Below are 24,575 nucleotides of genomic sequence, written 5' to 3'. Positions count from 1 at the left end.
GCTTTGCTTACTTTCGCGCTTTTCGAAAGTGAGCCGCCGTCAGGGCGGAACCCTAGGCGGCCGTTACCGAAGGAGTGGATATATACACTGTCCAAATGTGTTGGCTGTCAGGCCGTCTTCGCAGGCAAGCCAGCTCCCACATTTGGAACGCGGGGAGTCAGGTAGAGAAGTGTCGGCTGGTAGGCCGTCAGCGCAGGCAAGCCAGCTCCCACAGTTGGATCGTGGGGTTTCAGGTAGATATGGGTCGGCTGTCAGGCCGTCTTCGCAGGCAAGCCAGCTTCCACATTTGGATCAAGGGGCAGTCAGAAACTTCTTGCGATACGCCGCCGGCAGCATCCCCACCCGCTGCTGAAACAACCGCCTAAACGAATTACTGTCCTCATAACCCACCGCATACGTAATGCTATCGAGCGTCATCCGTGTCGACTCAAGCATCTGCTTGGCACGCTCCAGACGCAGGCTCTGCAGATAACCAATCGGCGTACACCCCGTGGCTTCCTTGAAGCGCCGCTTGAAATTACGCACCCCAAAGCCAAAGCGCTGGGCAACCTCGTCGATCACCAATGACTGCGCAAAGTGCTGCTCCAACCAATGCTGCACACGCAGGATCTGCGCATCACCGTGGCTCTTGGGCAGCGACCACATCGCGTAGGCCGACTGCTCAGTGCGCCCAGCATCGATCAGCAAGTACTTGCCGCAGGTATGAGCCAGCTCCGGCGAGCCGAAACGGCGGATCAGATGCAGCATCAAGTCCATCGCCGCCGTAGCGCCCCCGCAGGTGATCAGGCGATTGTCTTCGCAGAGGATCTGCCCCTCATCCAGGCTGACCTGGGCATACCGACGCCGGAAGAACCCGGCAAATGCCCAGTGAGTCGTCGCACGCAAGCCGTGCAATAACCCCGTCTCGGCCAGCATGAACGCCGCCGTGCACATCGAAGCCAACACAGCGCCCTGCCCATGCTGCTCACGCAACCAGGCGCCGTAGGCGGCGAACGTCGGCAGGGCTTCCTTGAGGGTAAAGAGAAAACCGGGAATCAGCACCAGGTCGGTGCGCGCGATCTGCGCCAGCGAACCGTGCACCTGCAGGCATTGCCCACCCCATACCGTCACCGGGTGGCCGTCCAGAGACGCGAGCGTCACCTCGAACGGTGGGCTTTGAGCGAACAGATTGGCCGCACTGAGCATTTCCATGGCCAGGGTGGCACTGGCAGCGGAACACTGATCCGCCAGGAGCAAGGTGACGTGCATGTAAAAACTCCAGCTTGCACTTTTCGCATGTAATAAGTCATTTACGCATCTACCTTAGCCGATTCCGGCTCCGTACAGTGCGGCCATTGATCAACTGTCTGGCGTCTTTATGAATCTCTGGTTTCGATTACTGCACATGCTGTTGCACCGCCCCTGGCGCAAACCGGTCCATGGCCTGGCCACCACGGTGGTGCGCATGCGGGTCTGGCCGCTGGACCTGGACCTGAACCGGCATGTCACCAATGGCCGATATTTCACCCTGGCCGACGTGGCGCGCATGGATTTTGTGCTGCGCACCGGCGCCTTTCGCGTGGCACTGCGCCACAAGGCCATGCCGATAGTCGGCGATACCTGGGGCAAGTTCCGTCGGGAATTGAAGCTGTTCGAGGCATTCGACGTGCACACCCGCATTCTCGGCTGGGACCACAAGTGGAACCTGATGGAGCACCGCTTCGTCAGCAATGGGCGGGTGGTTGGCGTGGTGGTGATGCGCGGGCTGTTTCGCTCTGCCAAGGGCACACTGCCCCCGGCCGAATTTATCCGCGAGCTGGGCTTGGACGACACCTCGCCGCCGCTGCCGCAATGGTTGAGCGACTGGGCAAACAGTTGCGATGAAATGAGTGCGCAATTGCGCGGGGAGGAGCAGGTTTAAAAACGCCCGCTAAGCCTCGCGCTTGACCTTCAAATGCCGTGCATACCATGGCCGCTGTGGCACGCGCTTGAATAACCCTTTGAGCAGCTCTTCATCGGCGCCGAAAGTAATGCGTAGGGCCAGCTTCATGATCTCCGGGTCCATCTCCATCGAGCGCCCCTGCTGCAGCCCCGGTGTGGTGCTGCAGCCGTGGGTGTCCGGTCCCAGCCAAGGGTCGCCTACTTCGACCCAGCGGCCTGGCGCGAACCAGGCCACGCCGTTGACTTCCAGTCGGCTCACCTCACCTGGGTTGAAGCGCTCGTGGGCGCGAAACCAGTCTTCGATGCGGTCATCTATCCAGCCATGGAAATGCCAGAACACCGGGTTTACATGGGATGAAAACGGGTCGCCCAGAAAGTCGTTCTCCGGCGCATACCAACGTGCGGCAAAGTCTGCGGGGTCACGGGCGAAGGGGACCGGGGCGCCGTTGGACGGGTCGCGGGGCACCGAGGCCCAGCGCATATGCAGCCAATCGTGCAGGCCCAGTTCCATTTCCGAGCCCAGTTGGCCCAGGCTCAACTTGGCCAGGTAGCGCGGATCGCGGTACTGGGATTCCCACACCTGAAAGTTGCTGTGGTAGGTCTCGGCCGCCTTGATATCGCTGACCCACTGGGTGTAGTCGGCGTCATCCGGCGCCGACCAACAGGGCGGCAGCGCGAAACCGTCGTGGTTGTCGAAGTAGCGCACAAATCCCAGGCGATCGCGCTCCAACGGCGGTTGCGGCTCGGGGAATTGCGGCCAGGACGGCAAGTCCTGCATGGAACGTGCGGTGCCGAGCATGTGGCGGTGCATGAAAAAGAAGTCGATGCCCGAACCATTGCGGTCCTTGCGCTTGCCGCGGGCATCGCGCTCCTGGCCGCGGGGCCCGGGCTGCCAGCCGATGCCGCGCAGGGCTTCGCGTTTTTCTTCGGAGAGCTTGTGCCACTGGTCGCGGGTGGCGTGCCAGAGTTGGTGAAACAGGCGGTGTTCGGGAGAAATCAGCCAGGCCAGCAAGGTCGGGTTGAGGCCGATGCGCTGGCGGGCTTCGGGGAACAGTTGTTTGTGGGCGATAAAACGGTTGTCGCGTTCGGTCAACGCCAGGGGCCGCTCAAGGTCGAGGATGTGCCCGCTGAGCGTGGCGCTGCCGGCATTGCCGAAATCGGCCCAGACTTCATCCAGGGTCATCTTGAATTCATAGGCCGGCGCGCCGCCGTCGGAATCACGGTCGATCAAGCGCCAATAGAGCACGGCGCCCTCGCCCGTCAGTAGGTCGCCCAAGACGCGGTAGCGCGGCTCGCCGTCGGCGCGCAATTGCTCGGCGGTGTCCAGGTACCCTCGCAGGCCACGGCCACGGGGGGCGATGTCGAGCAGCAACTCCAGGCCTTGCTGCGGCAGGCCCGCAAGGCCCGCATCGCGGCCTTCCAGGCGCAGGCTCCAAACACCCCGCAGTGTGTTCGCCAGGTGCTGGCCCTGGGTGTCGGCCAGGTCGACCGTGGCTTCGCCGGGGGTGATGGGAAACGCTTCTTCCCGTGTCAACTCGCGATGGGCATAAAAGGCCGCGGGCACGGCTGCACCGGTCAGCGCCAGGCCTGCGATGAACCCACGTCGAGAGATTGTCATTGGCTACCTTAGGAAACGGCTTGATCAGAGCTAGAACGTTTGCAGCCCGACGAAATTTACCGCCCTGCCCCCGCCACCTAAATTTCCCCCGCCATCGCTCGTTCTTCCCTGATAGCAAAGGCCTCAACTGACTGAGATGGCAATGACAAAATCACGTTCGAAAAAGGCGCTGTATATCGGCCTGCCGCTGGCCCTGGCTATCGGCGCCGGGGCTGGCTTGCTGGTCTGGGATCAGTGGTTCAAGGGCAACGCCGGCTACCCGCTGGAGGTGATCAAGCAGGCCAATGAAATGCAGGATCGCCTGTTGTCATTCGACAGCCACATCACCCTGCCCCTGGATTTCGGCACGGCGGGCAACGAGGCCGACAAGGATGGCAGCGGCCAGTTCGACCTGGCCAAGGCCGCCCGCGGGCGATTGTCGGGCGCCGCGCTGACGATATTCGGCTGGCCGGAAATCTGGAACGGCGCCAACGCCCCGCACAAGCCCACCGACGGTTTTGTCGAGGAGGCCCGCCACGAGCAGGAGGTGCGCTATAAGATCATCTCCGGCATGGTGCGCGACTTTCCCAACCAGGTGGGCATCGCCTATACCCCGGACGATATGCGACGCCTGCACGGCGAAGGCAAGTTTGCGATCTTTATCAGCATGCTCAACGCCTACCCCCTGGGCAACGACCTGAACCAGCTGGACTTATGGGCCGCACGTGGCATGCGCATGTTCGGCTTCAGCTACATCGGCAATAACGCCTGGTCCGACTCGTCGCGCCCGCTGCCGTTCTTCAATGATTCCACCGACGCCCTCGAGGGCCTGTCGCCGATCGGCCAGCAAGCGGTGCATCGCCTCAATGACCTGGGGGTGATCATCGACGTGTCGCAGATGTCGACCAAGGCCCTGGAACAAGTCGCGCAGTTAAGCCGTACGCCGATGGTGGCGTCCCACTCGGCGCCACGGGCATCGGTGGACATCCCGCGCAACCTCAGTGACAAGGAACTGCAACTGATCAAGAACAGCGGCGGCGTGGTGCAAGTGGTGGGCTTCCCCGCCTACCTGCGGCCCTTGAGCCAGCCGACCCAGGACAAGCTCAACGCCCTGCGCGCACGCTTCGACCTGCCGCCACTGCCCAATCTGGCCATGGCTCTGATGCCCGGCGACGCGATCATTGCCGCCTGGCCCGAGCAACGCTTCGGCCAGTACGCCAGCGCGCTGTACGGCATCCTCGAGGAAGAACCCAAGGCCACCCTCAAGGACCTGGGCGACGCCATCGACTACACCGTGCGCAAGATCGGCATCGATCATGTCGGTATTGCCTCGGACTTCAACGACGGCGGCGGCCTCCAGGGCTGGGAGAACGTCGGCGAGGTGCGCAACGTCACCGCAGAACTGATCCAACGCGGCTACTCCGAAGCCGATATCGCCAAACTGTGGGGAGGCAACTTCCTGCGGGTGTGGGAGCAGGTACAAAAATCCGCCAAGCCATTGGCCAATCGCTAACTACCATGAAGTAAGTCCATGACCGACCGCCGTACATTTCTCAAGCAGGCCGGCGTCTTTGCTGCGAGCCTGCCGCTGGGCACCGCGTTGCTGCCTCAGGCAGTGGCCGCCGTTACGAACGACCCATGGACGGGATTGAAACAGCTGTTCAACCAGGACCCGAGCTACCTGCACTTTTCCAACTTCCTGGTGGCCTCGCACCCAAGGCCCGTGCGCGAGGCCATCGAGCGCTACCGCCAGCAGATCGACCGTAACCCCGGCCTGGCCATGGACTGGGACTTGCAGGAAACCTGGAAGCGTGAAGGCCAGGTACGCGAGTGGGCCGGCCTTTACCTGAACGCCAAACCGGCGCAGATCGCCCTCACCGGCAGCACATCCGAAGGGCTGGCGATGATCTATGGTGGGATCAAGGTGCGCGCCGACCAGGAAATCCTCACCACGGTGCATGAGCACTACGCCACCGCGTTCAGCCTGGATTTCAGGGTGCGCAAGGAGCGGACCCAGGTACGTAAAATACGCCTGTTCAAAACCCCCAATCAGGTCTCGGCCGATGAAGTGCTGGGCAACATCCAGCGCAACATTCGCCCCAACACCCGCGTGCTGGGCATGACCTGGGTGCAGTCCGGCAGCGGCGTGAAACTGCCCATCGGTGAGATCGGCAAGCTGGTGGCCGAACACAACCGCAACCGTGACGAGCCAGATCGCCTGCTCTATATCGTCGATGGCGTGCACGGCTTCGGCGTGGAAGACCTCGACTTCCCCGCTATGCACTGCGACTTCTTCATCGCCGGCACCCACAAGTGGATGTTCGGCCCGCGCGGCACCGGCCTGGTGTGCGCCCGCGAGACCGAAAACAAATACGTCACACCGATGATTCCGACCTTCTCCGAAGACAAGGACTTCGCCACGACCATGACGCCCGGTGGCTACCACGCCTTCGAACATCGCTGGGCCGCCGATGAAGCCTTCAAGTTGCACCTGCAACTGGGCAAGGCGCCGGTGCAGGCACGTATCCATGCCCTCAACACCGAACTCAAGGACCAACTGCTGGCCCACCCGCAGATCGAACTGGTCACGCCGCGCAGCCCCGAGCTGTCAGCAGGTTTCACCTTCTTTCGGGTCAAGAACCAGGACAGCGATGCCGTCGCGGCCTACCTGATGAAAAACCGCGTGGTGGTGGACGCGGTGGAGCGTGACGTTGGCCCGGTGATTCGCACCTCGCCGGGCCTGCTTAACAACTCCGATGAGATCCAGCGCTTCATGACCCTGCTGAGCCAGCGGTTATGACCCCTTTTCCCTTTGAACGAGACGCCTCCATGACGCCATCCCGACTCAAACCGCTCACCGCACTGGCACTCACCGCCCTGTGCGGCGCCCTGCTGCCCGGCCTGGCCCATGCCGCCGCCCCACAACCGGGCAAGGTCTTCAAAGACTGCAAGGACTGCCCGGAAATGGTGGTGCTGCCCGCCGGCACCTTCACCATGGGTACCCCGGAAGACGAAGTGGGCCGCGAGCCCGACGAAGGCCCGATGCATGAGGTGACCTTCGCCAAGCCGTTCGCCATGAGCCGCTTCCACATCACCGCCGGCGAATGGGACAGCTACGTGCGCCAGACCGGAGTCAAGATCGCCAATGGCGACGACCGCCCCGGCCGCGAATGCATCGCCAGCAAGCCGCGCTACCCCCAGGGGCCACGTCAGCCGGCGGTGTGCATGGACATGGACGACATCAAGCAGTACGTGAGCTGGCTGTCGAAGAAGACCGGGCACACCTACCACATGGTCAGCGAAGCCCAGCGTGAATACGCTGCCCGAGCCGGCACCACCGGCCCGTTCCCCTTCCCGTTCGACGAAGGCAAGGGCTACAGCATCGCCCAGCACGCCAACACCTACGGCCCGGCGGACGGCTACAGCTATTCGTCGCCCGTGGGCAGCTACCCACCGAATGCGTTTGGCATGTATGACATGCACGGCAACGTGTATGAGCGGGTGGCTGATTGCGAGCACCCCAACTACGTCGGCGCGCCAACGGATGGCAGTGCCTGGGTGGAGCCCAACTGCGAGGCCTACCAGATTCGCGGCAATGACTGGGGCGAGGCACCGGTGTTTTCACGCTCGGGCAATCGCAACAACATCTACCCGCAAACGCGCGGGGATTGGATCGGTTTTCGGGTCGTGCGCGAACTCTAATACCTTGTAGGAGCGAGCTTGCTCGCGAAAAACTCACAGACGCCGCGCTTATTCAGGAAACGCAAGTAATCGTTGACGTTTTTCGCGAGCAAGCTCGCTCCTACAGGGTTCAGCCTTGTCTGGCCAACAGCGCCAAGCCTTCATGCAGCGCCGGGAACAGGCTGTTGTTGAAGTTGTTCCAGCGCAGCTCAAGGATGGTGTCCTCGGGCGAAATCTCGGTCTTGAGCACGTCGTGGAACACCTCTCCCGAGTCGATGCCGTTATCCACGTAGTGGAATGACGCACCGGTCCAATACAACGGCTCGCAGGCCTGAGTGGCCTTGGTCGCCCAGTCGGTGATCGCCTGCCCACGCGCGCCGTACAGCGCATTCCAGGTGGCGTACGCCCCACGGCGTTCGTAAGGCGATTCGAGGCGGGTGATGCCCGGATGAATGTTCATGATGCGCCGCGCAAACGGCGCACCCGGGCGCACCAGTTCGTCGAGGATCACCAGCAAACCATCCAGCACCACGATGTCAGCCTTCAACTCCACCAGGGTGTCATGCAGGCGACGCTCGAAATCCTGCTTGCCAGCGACATGTTCGGCGCTGCCCCGTGGCAGGCGACGATAGGTCGACGGCACGCTGAGCAGCAGGTCGTTGACCAACGTGCCTTGCACACGCAAATCCGCCGGGTACAACCACTGGCGACCCGGCTGGTAAGCAAAGCCATAGTCCGCCACCAACTGCTGGTCGCGCGGGTTGTGCTCATCGTCGTCATACACCACGCCCACCAGGTTGTAAGCCTCGCCCAGCGGCGTGTCGTTGAGCGAGCCCACCAAAAACTCCAGCACCGATTTCATATAGCGCTCGTGGTCTTTATAGGCCACCGGTTGCCCCGCCTTGTCGGCGGCGGCGTTTCTCAGGGACCAGACATACACCAGGTTCTTTTTCGTCATGTGTTTCGCTCTCGCTCAAAGGGCCACGCACGGCATTGATACACGTGCGCCTACAGAACAAGAACGAACCAGGCCCCGGGCAATTTATCGCCCACTGCCACCGCCCGGCACGCCGCGCTAAATAGTCACGCCACAGCTTCGTTTGTCATGGGTAAGGGTCTGTGTGCCCAGCCCCCCTCTTTTTCACTTTCCGGGAAGTATTTATGACCGACCCCAAGCGCGGCGCCTTCAAAGGTTTGCTCGCATTGCTCAGGCCCTTTCGCACCATCGTGACGGTGTCCGTCGCCCTTGGCATGGCGGGCGGCCTGGCCATTACCTTGCTGTTGGCGACGATTAACAATGCCCTGCATTCGGCGGGGGGCATGACCCAGGGTGTGGTGTTGACCTTCGCCGCATTGTGCGTGGTGGCGCTGGTCAGCTCGATTATTTCCGACATCGGCACCAACTACGTCGGGCAACGGATCATTGCCGCCCTGCGCAAGGACCTGGGTGAAAAGGTGCTGTCAGCGCCCATCGGGCAGATCGAGCAATATCGCTCTCACCGCCTGATCCCGGTGCTGACCCACGACGTGGACACCATTAGCGACTTTTCCTTTGCCTTCACGCCCCTGGCCATCGCCGCCACCGTTACCCTGGGATGCCTGGGTTACCTGGCTTACCTGTCCGTGCCGATGTTCCTGATGATGGTGGTCGCAATCATCATCGGCAGCGCCGTGCAATTCATCGCGGGCGGCAAAGGCATCCAGGGCTTCGATCTGGCCCGCAGCCACGAAGATGAATTGCAGCGTTACTACAATGCGATTGCTTCGGGAGCCAAGGAGCTGCGCATGCACCGTCCGCGGCGGTTTCGCATGAACACCCATCGCATCCAGGAAACCGCAGACCGCATCAGCGATATCCAGGTGCGTTCAGTCAACATCTATATTCTGGCCAAGACCTTTGGCTCGATGCTGTTCTTTGTGGTCATCGGACTGGCCCTGGCGATGCAGGCCTACAACCCCAACCCCGACCCCACGGTGATTACCGGCTTCGTGCTGGTACTGCTGTATATGAAAGGCCCGCTGGAACACCTGCTGGGTTACCTGCCCGTCGTTGGCAAGGCGAAGATTGCCTTTGGGCGCATCAGCGAACTGTCGGAGCGTTTTTCTTCGCCCGAGCCCCACTTGTTGATGGACGACAGTGAGGCGCCGAAACCACTGGTCAACAGCCTTGAACTGCGCGGCGTCAGCTACAGCCCGCCAGCGGTTGAAGGCAGCCAACCGTTCCACCTGGGGCCGATCAACCTGAGCATCAAGCAAGGCGATATCGTGTTTGTCGTCGGCGAGAATGGTAGTGGCAAGACCACGCTGATCAAATTGCTGCTGGGCCTGTATCCGCCTCAGTCGGGTGAGATCCTGCTCAACGGTACAGCGGTGACCGACCCAGAGCGCGACGATTATCGTCAGTTGTTCACCACGGTGTTTTCCGACTATTACCTGTTCGATGACCTGGTACAAGGCAGCGCCACCCAGTCCCTGGACAGCGCCACCCAATACCTTGAGCGCCTGGAAATCGCACACAAGGTCAGCGTCAAGGACGGCGTGTTCAGCACCACTGACCTGTCCACCGGCCAACGCAAGCGCCTGGCCCTGGTCAATGCCTGGCTGGAAGAGCGCCCGGTGCTGGTGTTCGACGAATGGGCCGCCGACCAGGACCCGGCCTTTCGCCGCATCTTCTACACCGAGCTGCTGCCGGACCTCAAACGCCTGGGCAAGACCATCATCGTGATCAGCCACGACGACCGTTATTTCGACATCGCCGATCATCTGGTGCGCCTGCGCGCCGGCCAAGTGGTGCATGAGATGGAGCCTGCATAAGGTACCGAAAAAAATTTTTCCGGTTTTGCGAAGTAGGAACGTCTCACTAGTGGTAATGAGAACTAAACTCAATAAACACTTAGAATTGCCCACTTAAAACATAGAAGAGAAAGCATCCATGCCAGCACGACTCGGTCTCAGCCCCCTGAGCAAAGCGCTATCCATGCGCCGGGCCCTGAACATCAACCTCTTGCCCAGTACCCTGGCGTTGGCTGTGTCGATGCCGATTGCAGGCTATGTGCAGGCCCAGGAGATCGAGTTGAATATTCCTGCGCAGTCGCTGGGGAGCGCACTGCAGGAATTTGGCCGCCAGACCAATGTGCAAGTGCTCTACAGCCCGGGCGATGTGCAGGGCAAGAACAGCCCCGCCGTCAAGGGCAAGATGCAGCCGCAGCAGGCCATAGCTGCATTGCTGGCCGGTAGCCAGACCACCTATAACCTCAATGGCAATACCTTGACCGTCACAGCTGCTGGCAGCGGTGGTGGGCTTGAGTTGAGCCCGACGCAGGTGACTGCCAACTACCTGGGCAACGTCACCGAAGGTTCTGGTTCCTACACGCCTGGCACGATTGCCACGGCTACACGTCTGACGTTGACCCCACGGCAAACTCCGCAGTCGATCACCGTGGTGACTCGCCAGCACATCGAGGATTTTGGCCTCAACAACATGGATGACGTGATGCGCCATACGCCGGGCATCACCGTTTCCGCCTACGACTCCGACCGCACCAACTACTATTCCCGTGGTTTTTCGGTCAATAGTTTCCAGTACGACGGTATTCCGTCGACTGTGCGTAACGTCGGCTATTCGGCGGGCAACACCCTGAGCGACATGGCGATCTACGACCGTGTTGAAGTCCTCAAGGGCGCCACCGGCCTGCTCAACGGTGCCGGTTCCCTGGGTGCGACCATCAACTTGATCCGCAAGAAGCCAACCGCGGAATTCAAGGGCCATGTGCAATTGGGCGCGGGCTCCTGGGACAACTACCGCAGCGAAGTGGATGTCAGTGGCCCCTTGACGGACAGCGGCAATATCCGCGGCCGTGCGGTGGCTGCGTATCAGGACAAGAAGTCCTTTATGGACCACTATTCGCGCAAGACCGAAACCTACTACGGCATCACCGAGTTCGACCTGTCTCCCGAGACCATGCTGACGGTGGGCTTCGATTACCAGGACAACATTCCGCAGGGTTCCAGCTGGTCCGGCTCCTTCCCGCTGGTCAACTCCAACGGCAGCATCAACAAAATGCCGCGCTCTTACAACAACGGCACCACCTGGAGCTCATGGGAGCAAAACACGCGTACCGCCTTTGCCATGCTCGAGCATGACCTGGGCGACGGCTGGGTGACCAAATTCCAGCTCGACCACAAGATCAACGGCTACCATGCCGACCTGGGTTCGATTCAATTCGTCCAGCCGGCAGCCGATGGCACCGCCGAGATCAACGGGCAGAAATACACCGGCGAGACCAAGAGCACCTCGGCCGACCTTTACGCCACCGGGCCTTTCAGCCTGTTTGGCCGCGAGCATGAACTGGTGGTGGGCGGCTCGATCGGTACCTCGCGCTGGCAAGGCAAGGGCTACTGGTCGCCGGAATGGCCTGGCGGTAACAAGGTCGATTTCTATAACTGGAACGGCCATATCGCCAAGCCTATTTACGGCCCTGCCCAACAGCACATCGACGACACTATCCGTCAAACCGGGTATTACCTGACCGCGCGTTTCAACGTGATTGACGACCTGAACGTGATCCTGGGTGGGCGCGTGGCCAACTATCACGTGACTGGCAACAACCCTTCCTACAAGGAAACCGGGCGGTTCATTCCTTACGCCGGTGTGATCTACGACCTCAACGACAACTTCTCGGTATACGCCAGCTACACCGATATTTTCCAACCCCAGGAAAGCACCTATAAGGACCGTAACGAGAAGCTGCTGGAGCCAGACGAAGGGCAGAACTACGAGTTGGGCCTGAAGGGCGAGTTTTTCGATGGCCGCCTCAACACCAGCATCGCTTACTTCGAAGTGCATGAGACTAATCGCCCCATCTCGGATGACGCCTACAACAACCAGACACCTGCCCCGAACAACTGGGCGTTCAAGAGCTCCAAGGCCGTCACCAAAGGCTACGAAGCGGAAATTTCCGGTGAGTTGAGCCCAGGCTGGCAACTTCAAGGTGGCTACACCCACAAGATCGTACGAGACGAAGACGACAAGAAACTCTCCACCTTCGAACCCGAGCATCAGGTCAACCTGAACACCACCTACAAACTCAAGGGCGACCTGGACAAGTTCACCATCGGTGGCGGTGTACGCTGGCAGACCAAAGGTTGGAACGAGATCTGGAACGGGCCACTTGAGAAAAACCAGGACATCACCCAGGAGTCCTACTGGCTGGTGGACTTGATGACCCGCTACCAGGTCACCAAGAACCTGTCGGCTACCGTCAACTTCAACAACATCTTCGACAAGTCTTACTACACCAACGTGGGCTTCTATAACTCGGCCGCCTACGGTGAGCCACGTAATGTGATGGTCAGCACGCGCTGGGACTTCTGATTCCACGCGTCAATCGATCAAACGCCCGGTGAGCACCCCATGCTCACCGGGCTTTTTTTTGCGCGTGCAGAGATACTGGCGAAGAGGGATTGGAGCATAAAAAAACCCGGACACTGGATCCGGGTTTTTGTGGTTGAGCGGCGGCTTACCTCAACGCCTCTACCAAACTGCTGATAAACACCGCGCTGTCGATAATGCCGTCATGATCGGTCTCGATCATCACTGAGCGCTCGATGCGCCCTTGGCTGATCACCGTTGCCATTTGCTGTTCGATCAGGTCCTTGAAGCGCCCTGCCCGGCTCATGGACGCCCACCAACAAGTGACGGGCGCCTTGATCGGCTTGAAGTCAGCTTGCAGCAAACGCTCACTGAGTGTCCGGTCAACGTCCCAGGAAATCTGCGCCTCATTGCCACGCAGTAATTCATCCTTGATCACCGTGAAGGCTTCGCCCAAACACTGTTCAGCCCAGTTCACAAATTCCTGCCATTGTCCCGCTTCATCCTCGCTATCCCGTTGGCATTGCTGCCAGGCGAGTTGGATGGACTCGGCAAACTCAGGGAACATCACCCCCAGCAACGCGGCGCGGCGCTCATTGGCTGAGGCTTCGCGGTCGTCCTCAACTTCCACAGAATCCCAATAAGGTTTGACCCACTGCGGCGGCGCAGCGTCGATCCAGCCGACAAACTCTACCTCTCTGCCGGCTTGCTCCAGGCCGTAGGCTACCTCCATCGCCAGGTTGCCACCCAATGACCAGCCACCCAGGCGGAACGCGCCTTGGGGTTGGGCCACCAACAATTGCGCGGTGTAGTCCTCGACCATTACCTGCCATTGCGGCACCGTGGCGCCCTCTTCGGCCAAGGCACGGCACATTACCCCGAACACTGGGCGCTGCTCGCGCAAGGCCAGGGCAATCGCGGTGTAGCAATGCACCGAGCCGAAGCTTGGGTGGAACAGGAACAACGGCGTGCCTTGCGTCTGCTGGTTGAGCTTGACGATCAACGAAGACCGGCTATTGCCCTGCAGGCATTTGACCTGCCCCGCCACGGTGGGGTTGAGCATCAATTGGCTGACAGATAGGTTCACGCCGCTGACCTTGCGAATTCGCTCCTTGAGCATCAGCACCCGCAACGAATGGCCACCGAGTTCGAAGAAGTTGTCGTTGAGCCCTACGCGCTCCACCTCCAGCACCTCGCTCCAGACCGCCGCTATTTGCTGCTCAATCTCGCTAACGGGTGCCTGGTATTGCGCGGCACTGTGGGCCTCTGGCTTGGGCAACGCCTTACGGTCCAGTTTGCCGTTCGGGCTCAACGGCATCTGCGCCAGCACTACCCATTGCGCCGGGACCATGTAGTCGGGCAACTGCTCGGCCAGGTGTGCTACCACCTCTGCCTTCCACGCGTCAAGCGGCTGTTGCAGCACCAGGTAACCCACCAGGTGGGTACCGTCCAGCGCCAGCACCGCGGCTTCGCGGACATTGTCGAGTTCCAGCAAGCGCGCTTCGATTTCGCCCAACTCTATGCGCAGGCCACGCAGTTTGACCTGGTGATCGATTCGCCCGGCATATTCAATCACGCCATCGTCGCGATAACGCGCGAGGTCACCGGTGCGATACAGGCGCGTGCCGCTGCCGAACGGGTCGGTCACAAACCGCTCGGCGGTAAGCGCCGCACGGCGGTGATAACCCCGCGCCAAGCCAATACCGCCCAAATACAGTTCGCCCAGCACACCCACTGGCGCAGGTTCCAGGTTGTCGTCCAGCACGTAGCAACCCAGGTTGGCAATGGGTCGGCCAATGGGTACGGCGTCGCGGCCTTCCTCCACGCAGGTCCAGTGGGTCACGTCGATGGCGGCTTCAGTAGGGCCATACAGATTGTACAACCCGGCTTGGGGCAATTTGGCGAACACCTGCTGCTGGGCATCGGCAGGCAACGCCTCCCCACTGCAAACGATGCGTTGCAGGCTCTGGCATGAAGTAACCGCCGCGTCTTGCAAGAACGCTTGCAACATGGAAGGCACGAAATGCAACGTGGTGACCTGTTGCTCGTTGATCAGCCGTACCAGCCTGGCTGGATCACGATGATCGCCCGGTGCAGCCACTACCAGACGCGCGCCGGTCATCAGCGGCCAGAAAAACTCCCACACCGACACGTCAAAGCTGAACGGCGTTTTCTGCAACACGCTGTCGTGTGGCTTGAGCCCATATGCCTGTTGCATCCAGCACAGGCGGTTGGTCAGCGCTATATGGCGGTTGCCAGCGCCCTTGGGCTGACCGGTGGAGCCGGAGGTGTAGATCACATAGGCAAGGTTTTCGCCGTGCACTGGGATATTCGGGTTGTGGCTGCTGAAGGTTTCCAGCCAGGTATCGCCATGTTCCAGCACCAGGGTTTGCACACCGGCAGGAACCGGCAGTTGCGCCAGTAGATGAGCCTGGGTCAACAGCAGTTGCACACCACTGTCCTGCAGCATGTAGGCCAGGCGATCACGAGGATACTCGGGGTCCAGCGGCACATAAGCGCCACCGGCCTTGAGCACCGCCAACAGGCCAACCACCATCTCCACCGAGCGCTCTGCCGCCAGCCCCACCAGCACATCCGGGCCAACCCCGGCCGCCATCAAGCGATGTGCCAGGCGATTGGCCCGGGCGTTCAACGCGCTGTAACTCAAGGCTTGCCCCGCGAAAATCAAGGCAAGTGCATCCGGTGTACGCAGCACCTGAGCCTCGATCAGCGTATGGACCGCTTGATCCAGCGGGTAATCCACCGCAGTGGCATTCCAATCATGCAATACCTGCTGACGCTCGGCCTGCGCCACTGAGGGCAACGCGCCAAGGCGTTGACTGCCGTCGCTGGCCAGGGCCAGCAGCAACTGCTGAAAGTGCTCGGCCAAGCGCTGGATATGCGCGCCACTGAAAGCCTGGCGGGAGTAGTTGAACTCCAAGCCCAGTGTCTGGCCTATAGCCAACAACACGGTCAATGGATAGTGGGTCTGCTCCAGGCTGTGCACTGCGCCAAAACGCAGCCCCGACGGTGCGCCCTGCTCCAGCGCCTCGGACACCGGGTAGTTCTCGAACACCAGGATACTGTCGAACAGCGCTTCTCCACCCAGCCCCGCCCAACGCTGGATCTCAAACAGTGGCGTGTGTTCATGCTCACGCAAGCCAACGTTCTGTTGCTGGAGTTGCTCTAGCCACTGGCTGACCGACATTTGCGCATCCGGCGTCGCCACTACCGGCAGCGTGTTAATGAACAAGCCGACCTGCTGTTCAATCCCACGCAGTTCCGCTGGACGCCCTGCCACCGTGGCGCCGAATGCTACGGTGGCTTGCCCGGTGTGGTGATGCAACAGCAACAACCATGCGCCTTGCACCAGGGTATTGAGGGTCACCTTGTGACGTTGGGCGAAGGCTTTGAGGTGTTCGGTTTGCGCGACATCGAGGCTCAAGCGATGCTCGCCATTGACCGCCAGGGCCGCATCCACCCCGGCGTCTATGGTGCGGGCCAGGCGCGTGGGCTCCTGCAAGTTGACCAGTTGCGCCTTCCAGAACGCTTGGCTGACGGCTTTGTCCTGCGCCTGCAGCCAAGCGATGTAGTCACGATACCGCCCGGTCGGCGCTGGCAGCGGCTCACCCGCATACTGTTGCAATACCTCGCCGAACAGCTGCGAACCACTCCAGCCATCCATCAAAATATGGTGATTGGTGTAGATCAGGTGGTAGCTTGTCGCCCCCGTGCGTACCAGCGTCAAGCTCAACAACGGTGCTTGCTCCAGGACAAAGCCCTGGGCCCGTGCCGACTCGGCCAGTTCATCCAGGGCCTGGTTGCAGTCCTCGCGGGTCTGCCAATCCAACGCCATGAACGGCAGGCGCACCTGCTTGTAGACCACCTGCAAAGGCTGTTCAAGCTCCGCCTGCCAGACAAAACCGCTGCGCAGGATCTCGTGGCGTTGCACCGCCACCTGCCAGGCCTGCTGGAAGCGCGCCACATCCAGGCCCTGCACATCAATGCGCATCTGGTTGATGTAGTCACCCGAACCTTCGCCGTACAGCGATTGGAACAGCATGCCTTGCTGCATGGGTGACAATGGGTACAGGTCTTCGACCTCAGCCACGTTCAGTGCCAAGCCATCCAACTGGTCCTGGGACAACCGCGCCAAGGGGAAGTCCGACGGCGTCACGCCCTGATGCGCCGACTCGCAACAATGATCAATCAGAGCCTTGAGTTCCAAGGCATAGTCGTCGGCCAAGCACTTGACGGTTGCTTCACCGAACATCGCCTGGCTGAAACTCCAGTTCAACTTCAGCTCGCCACCATAGACCTGACCATTGATTTCCAGCCAGTTGCCCAAAGGTGCCTGCGGGCTTTGCTCGGCACCGCTGGCATCAGCGGTCGGCGTGAACAGTCCTGGCTGTTCGCCGCTGTCGAAGCTGGCATCGAACTGCCCCAGATAGTTGAAGGTGATACGTGGCTGCGGCAAGGCCGCCAACGCCTGTTGCGTTGCGGCATTACCCAGGTAACGCAGGGCACCGAACCCCAGGCCCTTGTCGGGCACGGCTCGCAGCTGCTCCTTGATGCGCTTCAGGGAGGCAGCCAGGGAATCGGCCGGGGCCAGTTGCACGGGGTAAAGGCTGGTGAACCAACCGACAGTGCGAGTCAGATCGATGTCATCGAACAGATCTTCGCGGCCATGACCTTCAAGCCGGATCAACATAGAAGCCTCGCCGCTCCAGCGCGTAATAACTCGCGCCAGAGCAGTCAACAGCAGGTCATTGATTTGGGTGCGATAGGCACTCGGCGCATCGTGCAGCAAGCGCCGAGTATAGGTGGCATCCAGGTGTGTGCTCACACTCAGCGCCAGTTGGTTGCTCAGACTCGCCTGTGGATCGGCGCCCGGCAAACCGACCGGGCTGCCCTGCAATTGCGTCTGCCACCAAACCAGTTCCTGTTGCAACGCCGGGCTGTGGGCGTAAGTCTGCAGGTGAGCAGCCCAGCCGCGTGTGGCGCTGGTCTTGGCTGGCAGTGTCACAGGTGCGCCTTGGGCCAGTTGCTGATACGTGCTTTGCAAGTCTTCAAGCAGAATGCGCCACGACACACCGTCCACCACCAAGTGATGGATCACCAGCAACAAGCGCTGTGAACCGTCGGCCAACTGCGCCAACACCGCACGCAATAACGGGCCTGCGCCCAGATCGAGACTGCGCTGGGCCTCTTCGCCCAAGGCCTCAAGTTCTTCGACGCTGTTCAATGTGGTTTGCCATAGCACCTGTTCAGCCTGGTGCTGATCCGGCCCACGGTAGGCCGCGCTCCAGCCCTGTGCGCCCTCGATAAAGGTGCTGCGCAAGGCATCATGATGCACGATCAATGCCTGCAGTGCGGCCAACAAAAGCGGTACCTGCAACGGCTGGTGCGGTTGCAGCACCGCAGATTGGTTCCAGTGATGACGCTGGGGAATGTCATCGGCAAAAAAACTGTGTTGCACCGGCAACAACAGCAAATCGCCAGTCAGCGGCGACTGGTCCATCTGCACCACACCGTCGCCTTCCCTCGCGACCGTCGCCAGGCTCTGCACGGTCTGATGCTGGAACAACTCTTTGGGCGTGAAACGCACACCGGCCTGGCGGGCGCGGCTGACCAGCTGAATCGAAATGATCGAATCGCCGCCCAGTTCGAAGAAATTATCATGCAAGCCCACCTGCGGCAGGCGTAGCACATCGGACCAGATCGCGGCGATCTTCTGCTCCAACTCGCTCTGAGGTGCCACATAAGCCTGCTGCATCTGACTCACATCCGGCAGCGGCAAGCCCTTGCGGTCGAGCTTGCCGTTGGGGGTCAGCGGCATACGCTCAAGGAACATCAAGTGCGTCGGCACCATGTAGTCCGGCAAGCGGGTTTTCAAGGCGCGCCGCAAGGTTTCGCGACCGGTGGATTGAGCGACAGCATCATCCAGGAGCGTCCGGTCCAGTGGTACGACATAGGCCACCAGTTGTTTGCCGGTCGGCCCCTCCTGGGCGACCACCACGGTTTCACCGACGCTGGCTTGCTCACGCAAGCGCGCTTCGATTTCCCCCAGTTCGATACGGAAACCGCGGATCTTCACCTGATGGTCCACACGCCCCAGGTAATCCACCACGCCATCCGGACGCCCGCGGGTCAGGTCGCCGCTTCGGTACACGCGACTGCCGGGCTTGCCGAACGGGTCCGGCACGAAGCGTTCTGCGGTTAACGCCGGACGCTCTAGATAACCCCGGGCCACGCCCTCGCCGCCCAGGTACAACTCGCCGGCCACGCCGATGGGTTGCAGATTCAGTTGCGCATCCAACACGTAGCCACTGCGGTTACCCAACAAGGTGCCGATGGGCGCGTAAACGGCACCGCAGGGATCGCCTTTACGAGCCTTCCACAACAACGGAGTGACCACGGTTTCCGTCGGGCCATAGCCGTTGAACAGGTACTTGGGTTTCAGCGCGCGCCACGCCAGGTCATAGCTGGCTTGCGCAACGGCATCACCGCCAAAGCAGTACACCCGCACCGCCGGTGGGTTGCCGTCGCGCTCGGCATGTTCAGCCAACTGCTGCAGGTACACCGGTGGGAACACCGCCATGGTCACGTTGTGGCGGTGCATCTGCTCGTAGGTGTATTCCGGCAGCCACAGGCTGTCGTCACGGATCAACACGCTGGCGCCGTTGATCAGCGGGTGCATCCAGCCTTCGTGGGAGCCGTCGAAAGCAAACGACATGAAGTGCAGTTCGCAATCGGCCGGGGAGGTTTCATAGCGCTCGCCAGTGGCGATGATATGCGCCACCAGCGGGCCGTGGGACACCGCCACGCCTTTGGGCAAGCCGGTGGAACCGGAGGTGTAGATCACGTAGGCGAGGTTGTCGCCGTCCAACGCCACATTCGGGGCCGCATCACTGTAATCCGACCAGGCTTGCACCTGATCCACCGCCAAGGCTTCGAGGCCGTCCGGGATCGGCAATCGGTGTTGCACGGCCGAATGGGTCAACAGCAATTTCGAACGGCTGTCTTGCATCATGTACAGCAGGCGATCACGTGGGTATTCAATATCCAGCGGCACATACACACCACCGGCTTTCATCACCGCCAGGAACGCCACCATGATTTCGGCACTGCGCGGCATGGCGATAGCCACCCGCACTTCCGGGCCGACGCCACGGGCGATCAGGGCATGGGCCAGGCGGTTGGCCTGGCGATCCAGTTCGCCATAGCTCAGGGTTTGCGTGTCGAACTTCACCGCCACCGCGTCAGGGGTTTCCCGGGCGCGATCAGCAAACAATTCATGCGCCAAGCGCTCGGCCGAGAAGCCAGACTCCGTGCGGTTCCACAGTTGCAGGATCTGTTGTTGTTCGGTCACATCCAGCAAGCTCAACTGGCTGAGCTGCTGTCGTGGGTTGGCGACCATACCCTGCAGCAGGTTCTGCCAGTGGCGCGCCATGCGTTGCACGGTGCTGGCTTCGAACAGGTCCTGGGCATAACCCAAAGTGGCCCATATACCTTCGGTGGACTCCTGAATATCCAGGTCCAGGTCGAAATGTGCGGTCTTGCTGTCCCAGTCCAGGCCTTCTACCCGCAGCCCTGGCAATTGGTGCTGAACCTGAGCCTGGCCGACTTCAGTCTGATGGTTGAACATGACCTGGAACAGCGGGTTGTGGCTCAGGCTACGCTCAGGTTGCAGGGCCTCCACCAGTTGTTCGAACGGCAAATCCTGGTGGGCCTGGGCTTGCAGGGCGCGTTGCCGAACGTGCTGCAGCAACTGCTCGACACTCATCTGCCCATGCACATCCGCCTTGAGCACCTGGGTGTTGACGAAGAAGCCAATCAAGCGCTCGGTCTCGCTGCGATTGCGGTTGGCAATCGGCACGCCGACGCGTATTTCTTCCTGGCCGCTGTAGCGGTGCAACAAGGTCTGGAACGATGCCAGCAACAACATGAACAGGGTCACGCCCTGCTGTTGGGCCAAAGCCTTGAGCCCCTGAGCGAGTTCCGGCGCCAGCTCGAACGCCAGGCGTGCGCCGCGGTGGCTCTGCACAGCCGGGCGCTGGTGATCGAACGGCAACTCCAGCACGCTCTGCTCACCGCCCAACAGTTCCTGCCAGTAGGCCAGTTGACGTTGCTTCTCACCGGCGTCCATCCAGCTGCGCTGCCATACGGCGTAGTCGGCATACTGGATCGGCAGCGCCGGCAACTGCACGTCCTGGCCTTGGCTATAACCGGCATACAGCTGCACCAGTTCTTCGACAGCCAATTGCATCGACCAGCCATCGGAGACGATGTGATGCTGCACCAATACCAACACATGCTCGTCGGCGGCCAGGCGCAGCAAAGTGACGCGCAGCAAAGGGCCTCGTTGCAGGTCGAACGGCTGGGCGATCAGCGCTTCTACATGGGCCTTGAGCTCGGTCTCTTCGATCTCCGCCTGGGTGATCGGCAAGGAAACTGACGGCTCAATCACTTGCACCGCGCCGTCGTGATCCTGGTGGATATGGGTGCGCAGGCTTTCATGGCGCGCCAGCAAGCTATCGAAACTGCGTTGCAACGCAGCCAGGTCCAACCGCCCTTTCAGGCGCAACGCGCTGGGAATGTGATACGCCGCGCTGTGGGGTTCCAGTTGCCAGAGAAACCACTGTCGCTCCTGGGCGTAAGACAATGGCAACGGCTGCACGCGCCCGGCCGGAAGCAGGGCCGGCGCCGTTGGCAATGGGCTCTCCTGGGCTTGCAAGGCCGCGACAAACGCCTCCAGACGCGGGTGTTCAAACACGGCTTTGAGCGGCACTTCCAGGCTCAGGGTCTGGCGGATGCGTGACACCACCTGCATCGCCAACAGGGAATGCCCTCCCAGCTCGAAGAAGTGCTGGTTCAAGCCCACCCGTTCGGCCCCCAAAATAGCCGCCCAGATCGCCGCCACCTGTTGTTGCAACGGGGTGACCGGCACCCGCCAATCCTGTTGTTCCACGCTGGCATCTGGCTTGGGCAGGGCCTGGCGATCCAGCTTGCCGTTGGGGTTGAGCGGCATGCGGTCGAGAAAGATCAGGTGCGCCGGCACCATGTAGTCGGGTAGGTGGTCGCGCAAGGTGGCCATCAACTGTTCGCCCACCTCGGCGCACTCGGTTTCAGACAGCGTCTGCGCAGGTACCAGGTAGGCCAGCAGTTGGTTGCCGGCAGCCAGCAACAGCGCTTCACGCACGCTGTCCTGGGCCAGCAGCACAGTTTCAATCTCACCCAGTTCTATGCGAAAACCACGAACCTTGACCTGGTGATCGACCCGCCCGACATACTCCACCACGCCATCGGCTCGGTAGCGGGCCAGGTCGCCGGTGCGGTACAGGCGCTCGCCGGATGGGCTGAACGGGTCAGCGACAAAGCGCTCGGCGGTCAGGCCTGGCCGCTGCAAATACGCACGGGCCAAGCCATTGGCGCTGGCGATATAGAGTTCACCCACGGCGCCCAGCGGCAGCAGGTTCAGGTCGCGGTCCAGCACATAGAGGCCACGCCCTGGCAGCGCCCGGCCAATGGGGCTGGCACCGACGGCGCTGACAGCGCTCGGGTCAGTGCAGTCCAGCACGCTGGAAACCACCGTGGCCTCGGTAGGCCCGTAGGTGTTGAGCAAGCGCACATGGCCGAGCCCGGCGCGCTGCCACAACAGCGGGCCATCCAACGGCATGGCTTCGCCGCCGATATGGATCTGCCGCAAGGCACCATAGGTCCTTGGGCCTGCTGCCAGGCAATCTTGCAGGAACAGCTTCCAGTAGGCGGTGGGCAAGTCGGCCAAGGTAATGCCCTGGGCGATGATCTGTCGGTACAGCTCGGCACCGTCCCACAACTGCGGGCCACGCAGTACCACGGTGGCGCCGAGGGTCAGGGCTGGGTATAGCTGCTCGACGAAACCGTCGAAGTTCAAGGTGGCAAACTGCAACACTCGGTCCTGGGCAACCAGCTGCGAGTAATCCGCCGCGATGCCAGCGAACTCACTCAGTGCAGCATGGCTGATGGCAACCCCCTTGGGCTTGCCTGTGGAGCCGGAGGTGTAGATCACATACGCCAGGCTCTGGGGCTCGACATCAACCGGTAAATTATCGTCGGCACACAACGCCAACTGCGCCTGGACCCGGTCGATGTCCACCGCCAGCACCTGGGTCGGCAACGGCAGGCGCCCATGCAGGTGGGATTGGGTCAACACCAGGCCCACATCACTGTCCTCAAGCATATGCACCAGACGTTCGCGGGGGTACTCAGGGTCCAGCGGCACATAGGCCGCTCCCGTCTTGAGCACCGCAAGCAAGCTGACCACCATGGCAAAGGAGCGTTCCACGGCGATCCCCACCAGCGCTTTAGGGCCTACGCCCTGGGCCAGCAGGTAATGCGCCAGGCGGTTGGCCTGACGGTTCAGTTCCCCATAGCTGAGGGCCTGCTCATTCAGGGCCAGGGCCTGACGTTCCGGCTGCTGATCAGCCTGGGCTTCAAACAGCCGGTGCACAGCCTCAAAGGGGGTAACACCAGCCGGGGTGTTCCAGTCCTGAAGCATCCTGTGTTGCTCAGCGGCACCCACCATCGGCAGCTCGCAGAGGCGGCTGCGGGGTGCGCTCACCACCGCCTGCAGCAGGTTTTGCCAGTGTTGCGCCAAGCGCTCGATGGTGGCTACATCGAACAGGTCGGTGGCGTAGGTCAGCGCAGCCCAAAGCCCGTCGGCGGATTCATGGGTGTCCAGGCTCAGGTCAAAATGGGTGGTCTGGCTGTCCCAATCCAGTTCCACCACACGCAGGCCCGGTAACTGCTGGCCTTCCCGGTCGCCCTGGGCATCGGTCTGGTGGTTGAACATCACCTGGAACAATGGGTTGTGGCTCAAGCTGCGCTCGGGCTGCAACGCCACCACCAGTTGCTCGAACGGCAGGTCCTGATGAGCCTGGGCCTCCAGGGCGCGGCGTTTGGTTTGTTGCAGCAGCTCGGCAAAGCTCATCTGCCCGTCAAGGTCAGCCTTGAGTACCTGGGTGTTGACGAAGAAGCCGATCAGCCGCTCGGTTTCGACGCGGTTACGGTTGGCATTCGGCACGCCAATGCGGATATCCGACTGCCCGCTGTAGCGATACAACAGGGCTTGGAACGACGCCAGCAGTAGCATGAACGCGGTCACGCCCTCTTGCTGCGCCAGGCGCTTGAGACCCGCCACCAGCGTCGGTTGCAAATGCACCTGCAGGCTTGCACCGCGATGGCTTTGCTGCGCCGGGCGCGGGCGGTCCAGCGGCAATTCCAGCACCGGTTGCTCGCCGCCCAGCAGGGCCTGCCAATATGCGAGTTGGCGCGCCTGTTCCCCGGCTTCCATCCAGCCGCGTTGCCACAGCGCGTAGTCGGCGTACTGGATCGGCAGTTCCGGGAGTTGCAGGTCATGGCCCTGGCTATGGGCCGCGTAGAGCTGCACCAGTTCCTCTACCATCACCTGCATCGACCAGCCATCGGAGACGATATGGTGCTGCACCATCACCAGCACATGCTCATCCTCGGCCAGTTGCAGCAGCGTCACACGCAACAACGGCGCCTGGTGCAAATCGAACGGCCGCGCCACCTCCTCTTCCACCCGCGCCATCAACTGTGCTTCATCGACGTGCGCCTGCTCGATCTGCACCCGCGCCTGCGGCATCACTGCCTGCCACAGGCGTTCACCGTCCTCGACCAGTTGCGTGCGCAAGCTTTCATGCCGGGCCAGCAGGCTGTCGAAACTGCGTTGCAACGCGGCCAGGTCCAAGTGCCCGTGCAAACGCAGGGCGCCAGGGATGTGATAGGCGGTGCTGTCCTTGTCCAGTTGCCAGAGGAACCACTGGCGTTCCTGGGCGTAAGACAACGTCGGTGTGTCGCTGTCGTGGCGGGTGGGAGCAATCGGCAATTGAGCGAAACTCATGCCCCGGCTGTGCAGGCGCTGGTAAAACTGCTGGCGCTGCTCCAGAGGCAAGCGAAGAAAGCGCGACACCAGGTCAATATTAGGGTTGGAAAGCATGG

The 24,575-nt window shown here is 61.4% G+C and carries 10 protein-coding genes; 6 read left to right on the top strand and 4 right to left on the bottom strand.

Annotated elements, in window-relative coordinates:
* Positions 1-291: 291 nt before the first annotated feature.
* Positions 292-1,248, bottom strand: a complete 957-nt coding sequence (locus tag QK296_RS12620) for a helix-turn-helix domain-containing protein (RefSeq protein ID WP_003191921.1) — start codon at positions 1,246-1,248, stop codon at positions 292-294.
* Between the two features lie 109 nt (positions 1,249-1,357).
* On the opposite strand from QK296_RS12620, the gene QK296_RS12615 reads away from it, so the two are divergent.
* Complete coding sequence (locus QK296_RS12615; protein ID WP_282390984.1) at positions 1,358-1,900, top strand: thioesterase family protein; 543 nt, start codon at positions 1,358-1,360, stop codon at positions 1,898-1,900.
* A 9-nt stretch (positions 1,901-1,909) separates the two neighbouring features.
* Here the strand turns inward: QK296_RS12615 and QK296_RS12610 are convergent, their stop codons facing one another.
* Positions 1,910-3,538: a hypothetical protein gene (locus QK296_RS12610; RefSeq protein ID WP_003191924.1), complete on the bottom strand. Its 1,629-nt coding sequence runs from the start codon at positions 3,536-3,538 to the stop codon at positions 1,910-1,912.
* A gap of 142 nt (positions 3,539-3,680) precedes the next feature.
* Between QK296_RS12610 and pvdM the strand changes: the two genes are divergently transcribed.
* From pvdM to QK296_RS12595, 3 genes are read left to right on the top strand one after another with little or no spacing between them, the layout of a single operon-like run.
* The gene (pvdM, locus tag QK296_RS12605; RefSeq protein WP_003191926.1) at positions 3,681-5,030 is read left to right on the top strand and encodes a pyoverdine-tailoring dipeptidase-like protein PvdM; all 1,350 of its coding nucleotides are present in this window, start codon (positions 3,681-3,683) and stop codon (positions 5,028-5,030) included.
* Positions 5,031-5,048: 18 nt separating this feature from the next.
* Entirely contained in the window at positions 5,049-6,317 is a 1,269-nt protein-coding gene (locus tag QK296_RS12600) for an aminotransferase class V-fold PLP-dependent enzyme (RefSeq protein WP_282390982.1), read from the top strand.
* Between the two features lie 29 nt (positions 6,318-6,346).
* The gene (locus QK296_RS12595; RefSeq protein ID WP_003191929.1) at positions 6,347-7,219 is read left to right on the top strand and encodes a formylglycine-generating enzyme family protein; all 873 of its coding nucleotides are present in this window, start codon (positions 6,347-6,349) and stop codon (positions 7,217-7,219) included.
* 109 nt (positions 7,220-7,328) lie between these two features.
* Here QK296_RS12595 and QK296_RS12590 read toward each other — a convergent pair whose 3' ends face one another.
* A complete protein-coding gene (locus tag QK296_RS12590) occupies positions 7,329-8,156 on the bottom strand; it encodes a N(5)-hydroxyornithine transformylase PvdF (RefSeq protein ID WP_169911830.1) in 828 nt (275 codons plus the stop codon).
* Positions 8,157-8,359: 203 nt separating this feature from the next.
* On the opposite strand from QK296_RS12590, the gene QK296_RS12585 reads away from it, so the two are divergent.
* Positions 8,360-10,012 carry a cyclic peptide export ABC transporter gene (locus QK296_RS12585; RefSeq protein ID WP_034134498.1) on the top strand — a complete coding sequence of 551 codons (1,653 nt, stop codon included), beginning with the start codon at positions 8,360-8,362 and terminating at the stop codon, positions 10,010-10,012.
* Positions 10,013-10,130: 118 nt separating this feature from the next.
* On the top strand, positions 10,131-12,572 hold the full coding sequence (locus QK296_RS12580) for a TonB-dependent siderophore receptor (RefSeq protein ID WP_137204464.1): 2,442 nt from the start codon (positions 10,131-10,133) through the stop codon (positions 12,570-12,572).
* A 145-nt stretch (positions 12,573-12,717) separates the two neighbouring features.
* Here the strand turns inward: QK296_RS12580 and QK296_RS12575 are convergent, their stop codons facing one another.
* Entirely contained in the window at positions 12,718-24,573 is an 11,856-nt protein-coding gene (locus QK296_RS12575; RefSeq protein ID WP_282390981.1) for a non-ribosomal peptide synthetase, read from the bottom strand.
* Positions 24,574-24,575: the final 2 nt, after the last annotated feature.

This window comes from Pseudomonas sp. AL10, assembly GCF_029960685.1.
Classification (GTDB): domain Bacteria; phylum Pseudomonadota; class Gammaproteobacteria; order Pseudomonadales; family Pseudomonadaceae; genus Aquipseudomonas; species Aquipseudomonas lactis.
Note: the sequence above shows the minus strand (reverse complement) of the source record. Positions and strands in the feature narration are given on the sequence as shown.

Bases quoted from the DNA above. Each gene is read 5' to 3' on its own strand.
- QK296_RS12600 (WP_282390982.1), top strand. From the start codon at position 5,049: ATGACCGACCGCCGTACATTTCTCAAGCAGGCCGGCGTCTTTGCTGCG.
- QK296_RS12610 (WP_003191924.1), bottom strand. From the start codon at position 3,538: ATGACAATCTCTCGACGTGGGTTCATCGCAGGCCTGGCGCTGACCGGT.
- QK296_RS12585 (WP_034134498.1), top strand. From the start codon at position 8,360: ATGACCGACCCCAAGCGCGGCGCCTTCAAAGGTTTGCTCGCATTGCTC.
- QK296_RS12575 (WP_282390981.1), bottom strand. From the start codon at position 24,573: ATGCTTTCCAACCCTAATATTGACCTGGTGTCGCGCTTTCTTCGCTTG.
- QK296_RS12615 (WP_282390984.1), top strand. From the start codon at position 1,358: ATGAATCTCTGGTTTCGATTACTGCACATGCTGTTGCACCGCCCCTGG.
- QK296_RS12595 (WP_003191929.1), top strand. From the start codon at position 6,347: ATGACGCCATCCCGACTCAAACCGCTCACCGCACTGGCACTCACCGCC.
- QK296_RS12620 (WP_003191921.1), bottom strand. From the start codon at position 1,248: ATGCACGTCACCTTGCTCCTGGCGGATCAGTGTTCCGCTGCCAGTGCC.
- QK296_RS12580 (WP_137204464.1), top strand. From the start codon at position 10,131: ATGCCAGCACGACTCGGTCTCAGCCCCCTGAGCAAAGCGCTATCCATG.
- pvdM (WP_003191926.1), top strand. From the start codon at position 3,681: ATGACAAAATCACGTTCGAAAAAGGCGCTGTATATCGGCCTGCCGCTG.
- QK296_RS12590 (WP_169911830.1), bottom strand. From the start codon at position 8,156: ATGACGAAAAAGAACCTGGTGTATGTCTGGTCCCTGAGAAACGCCGCC.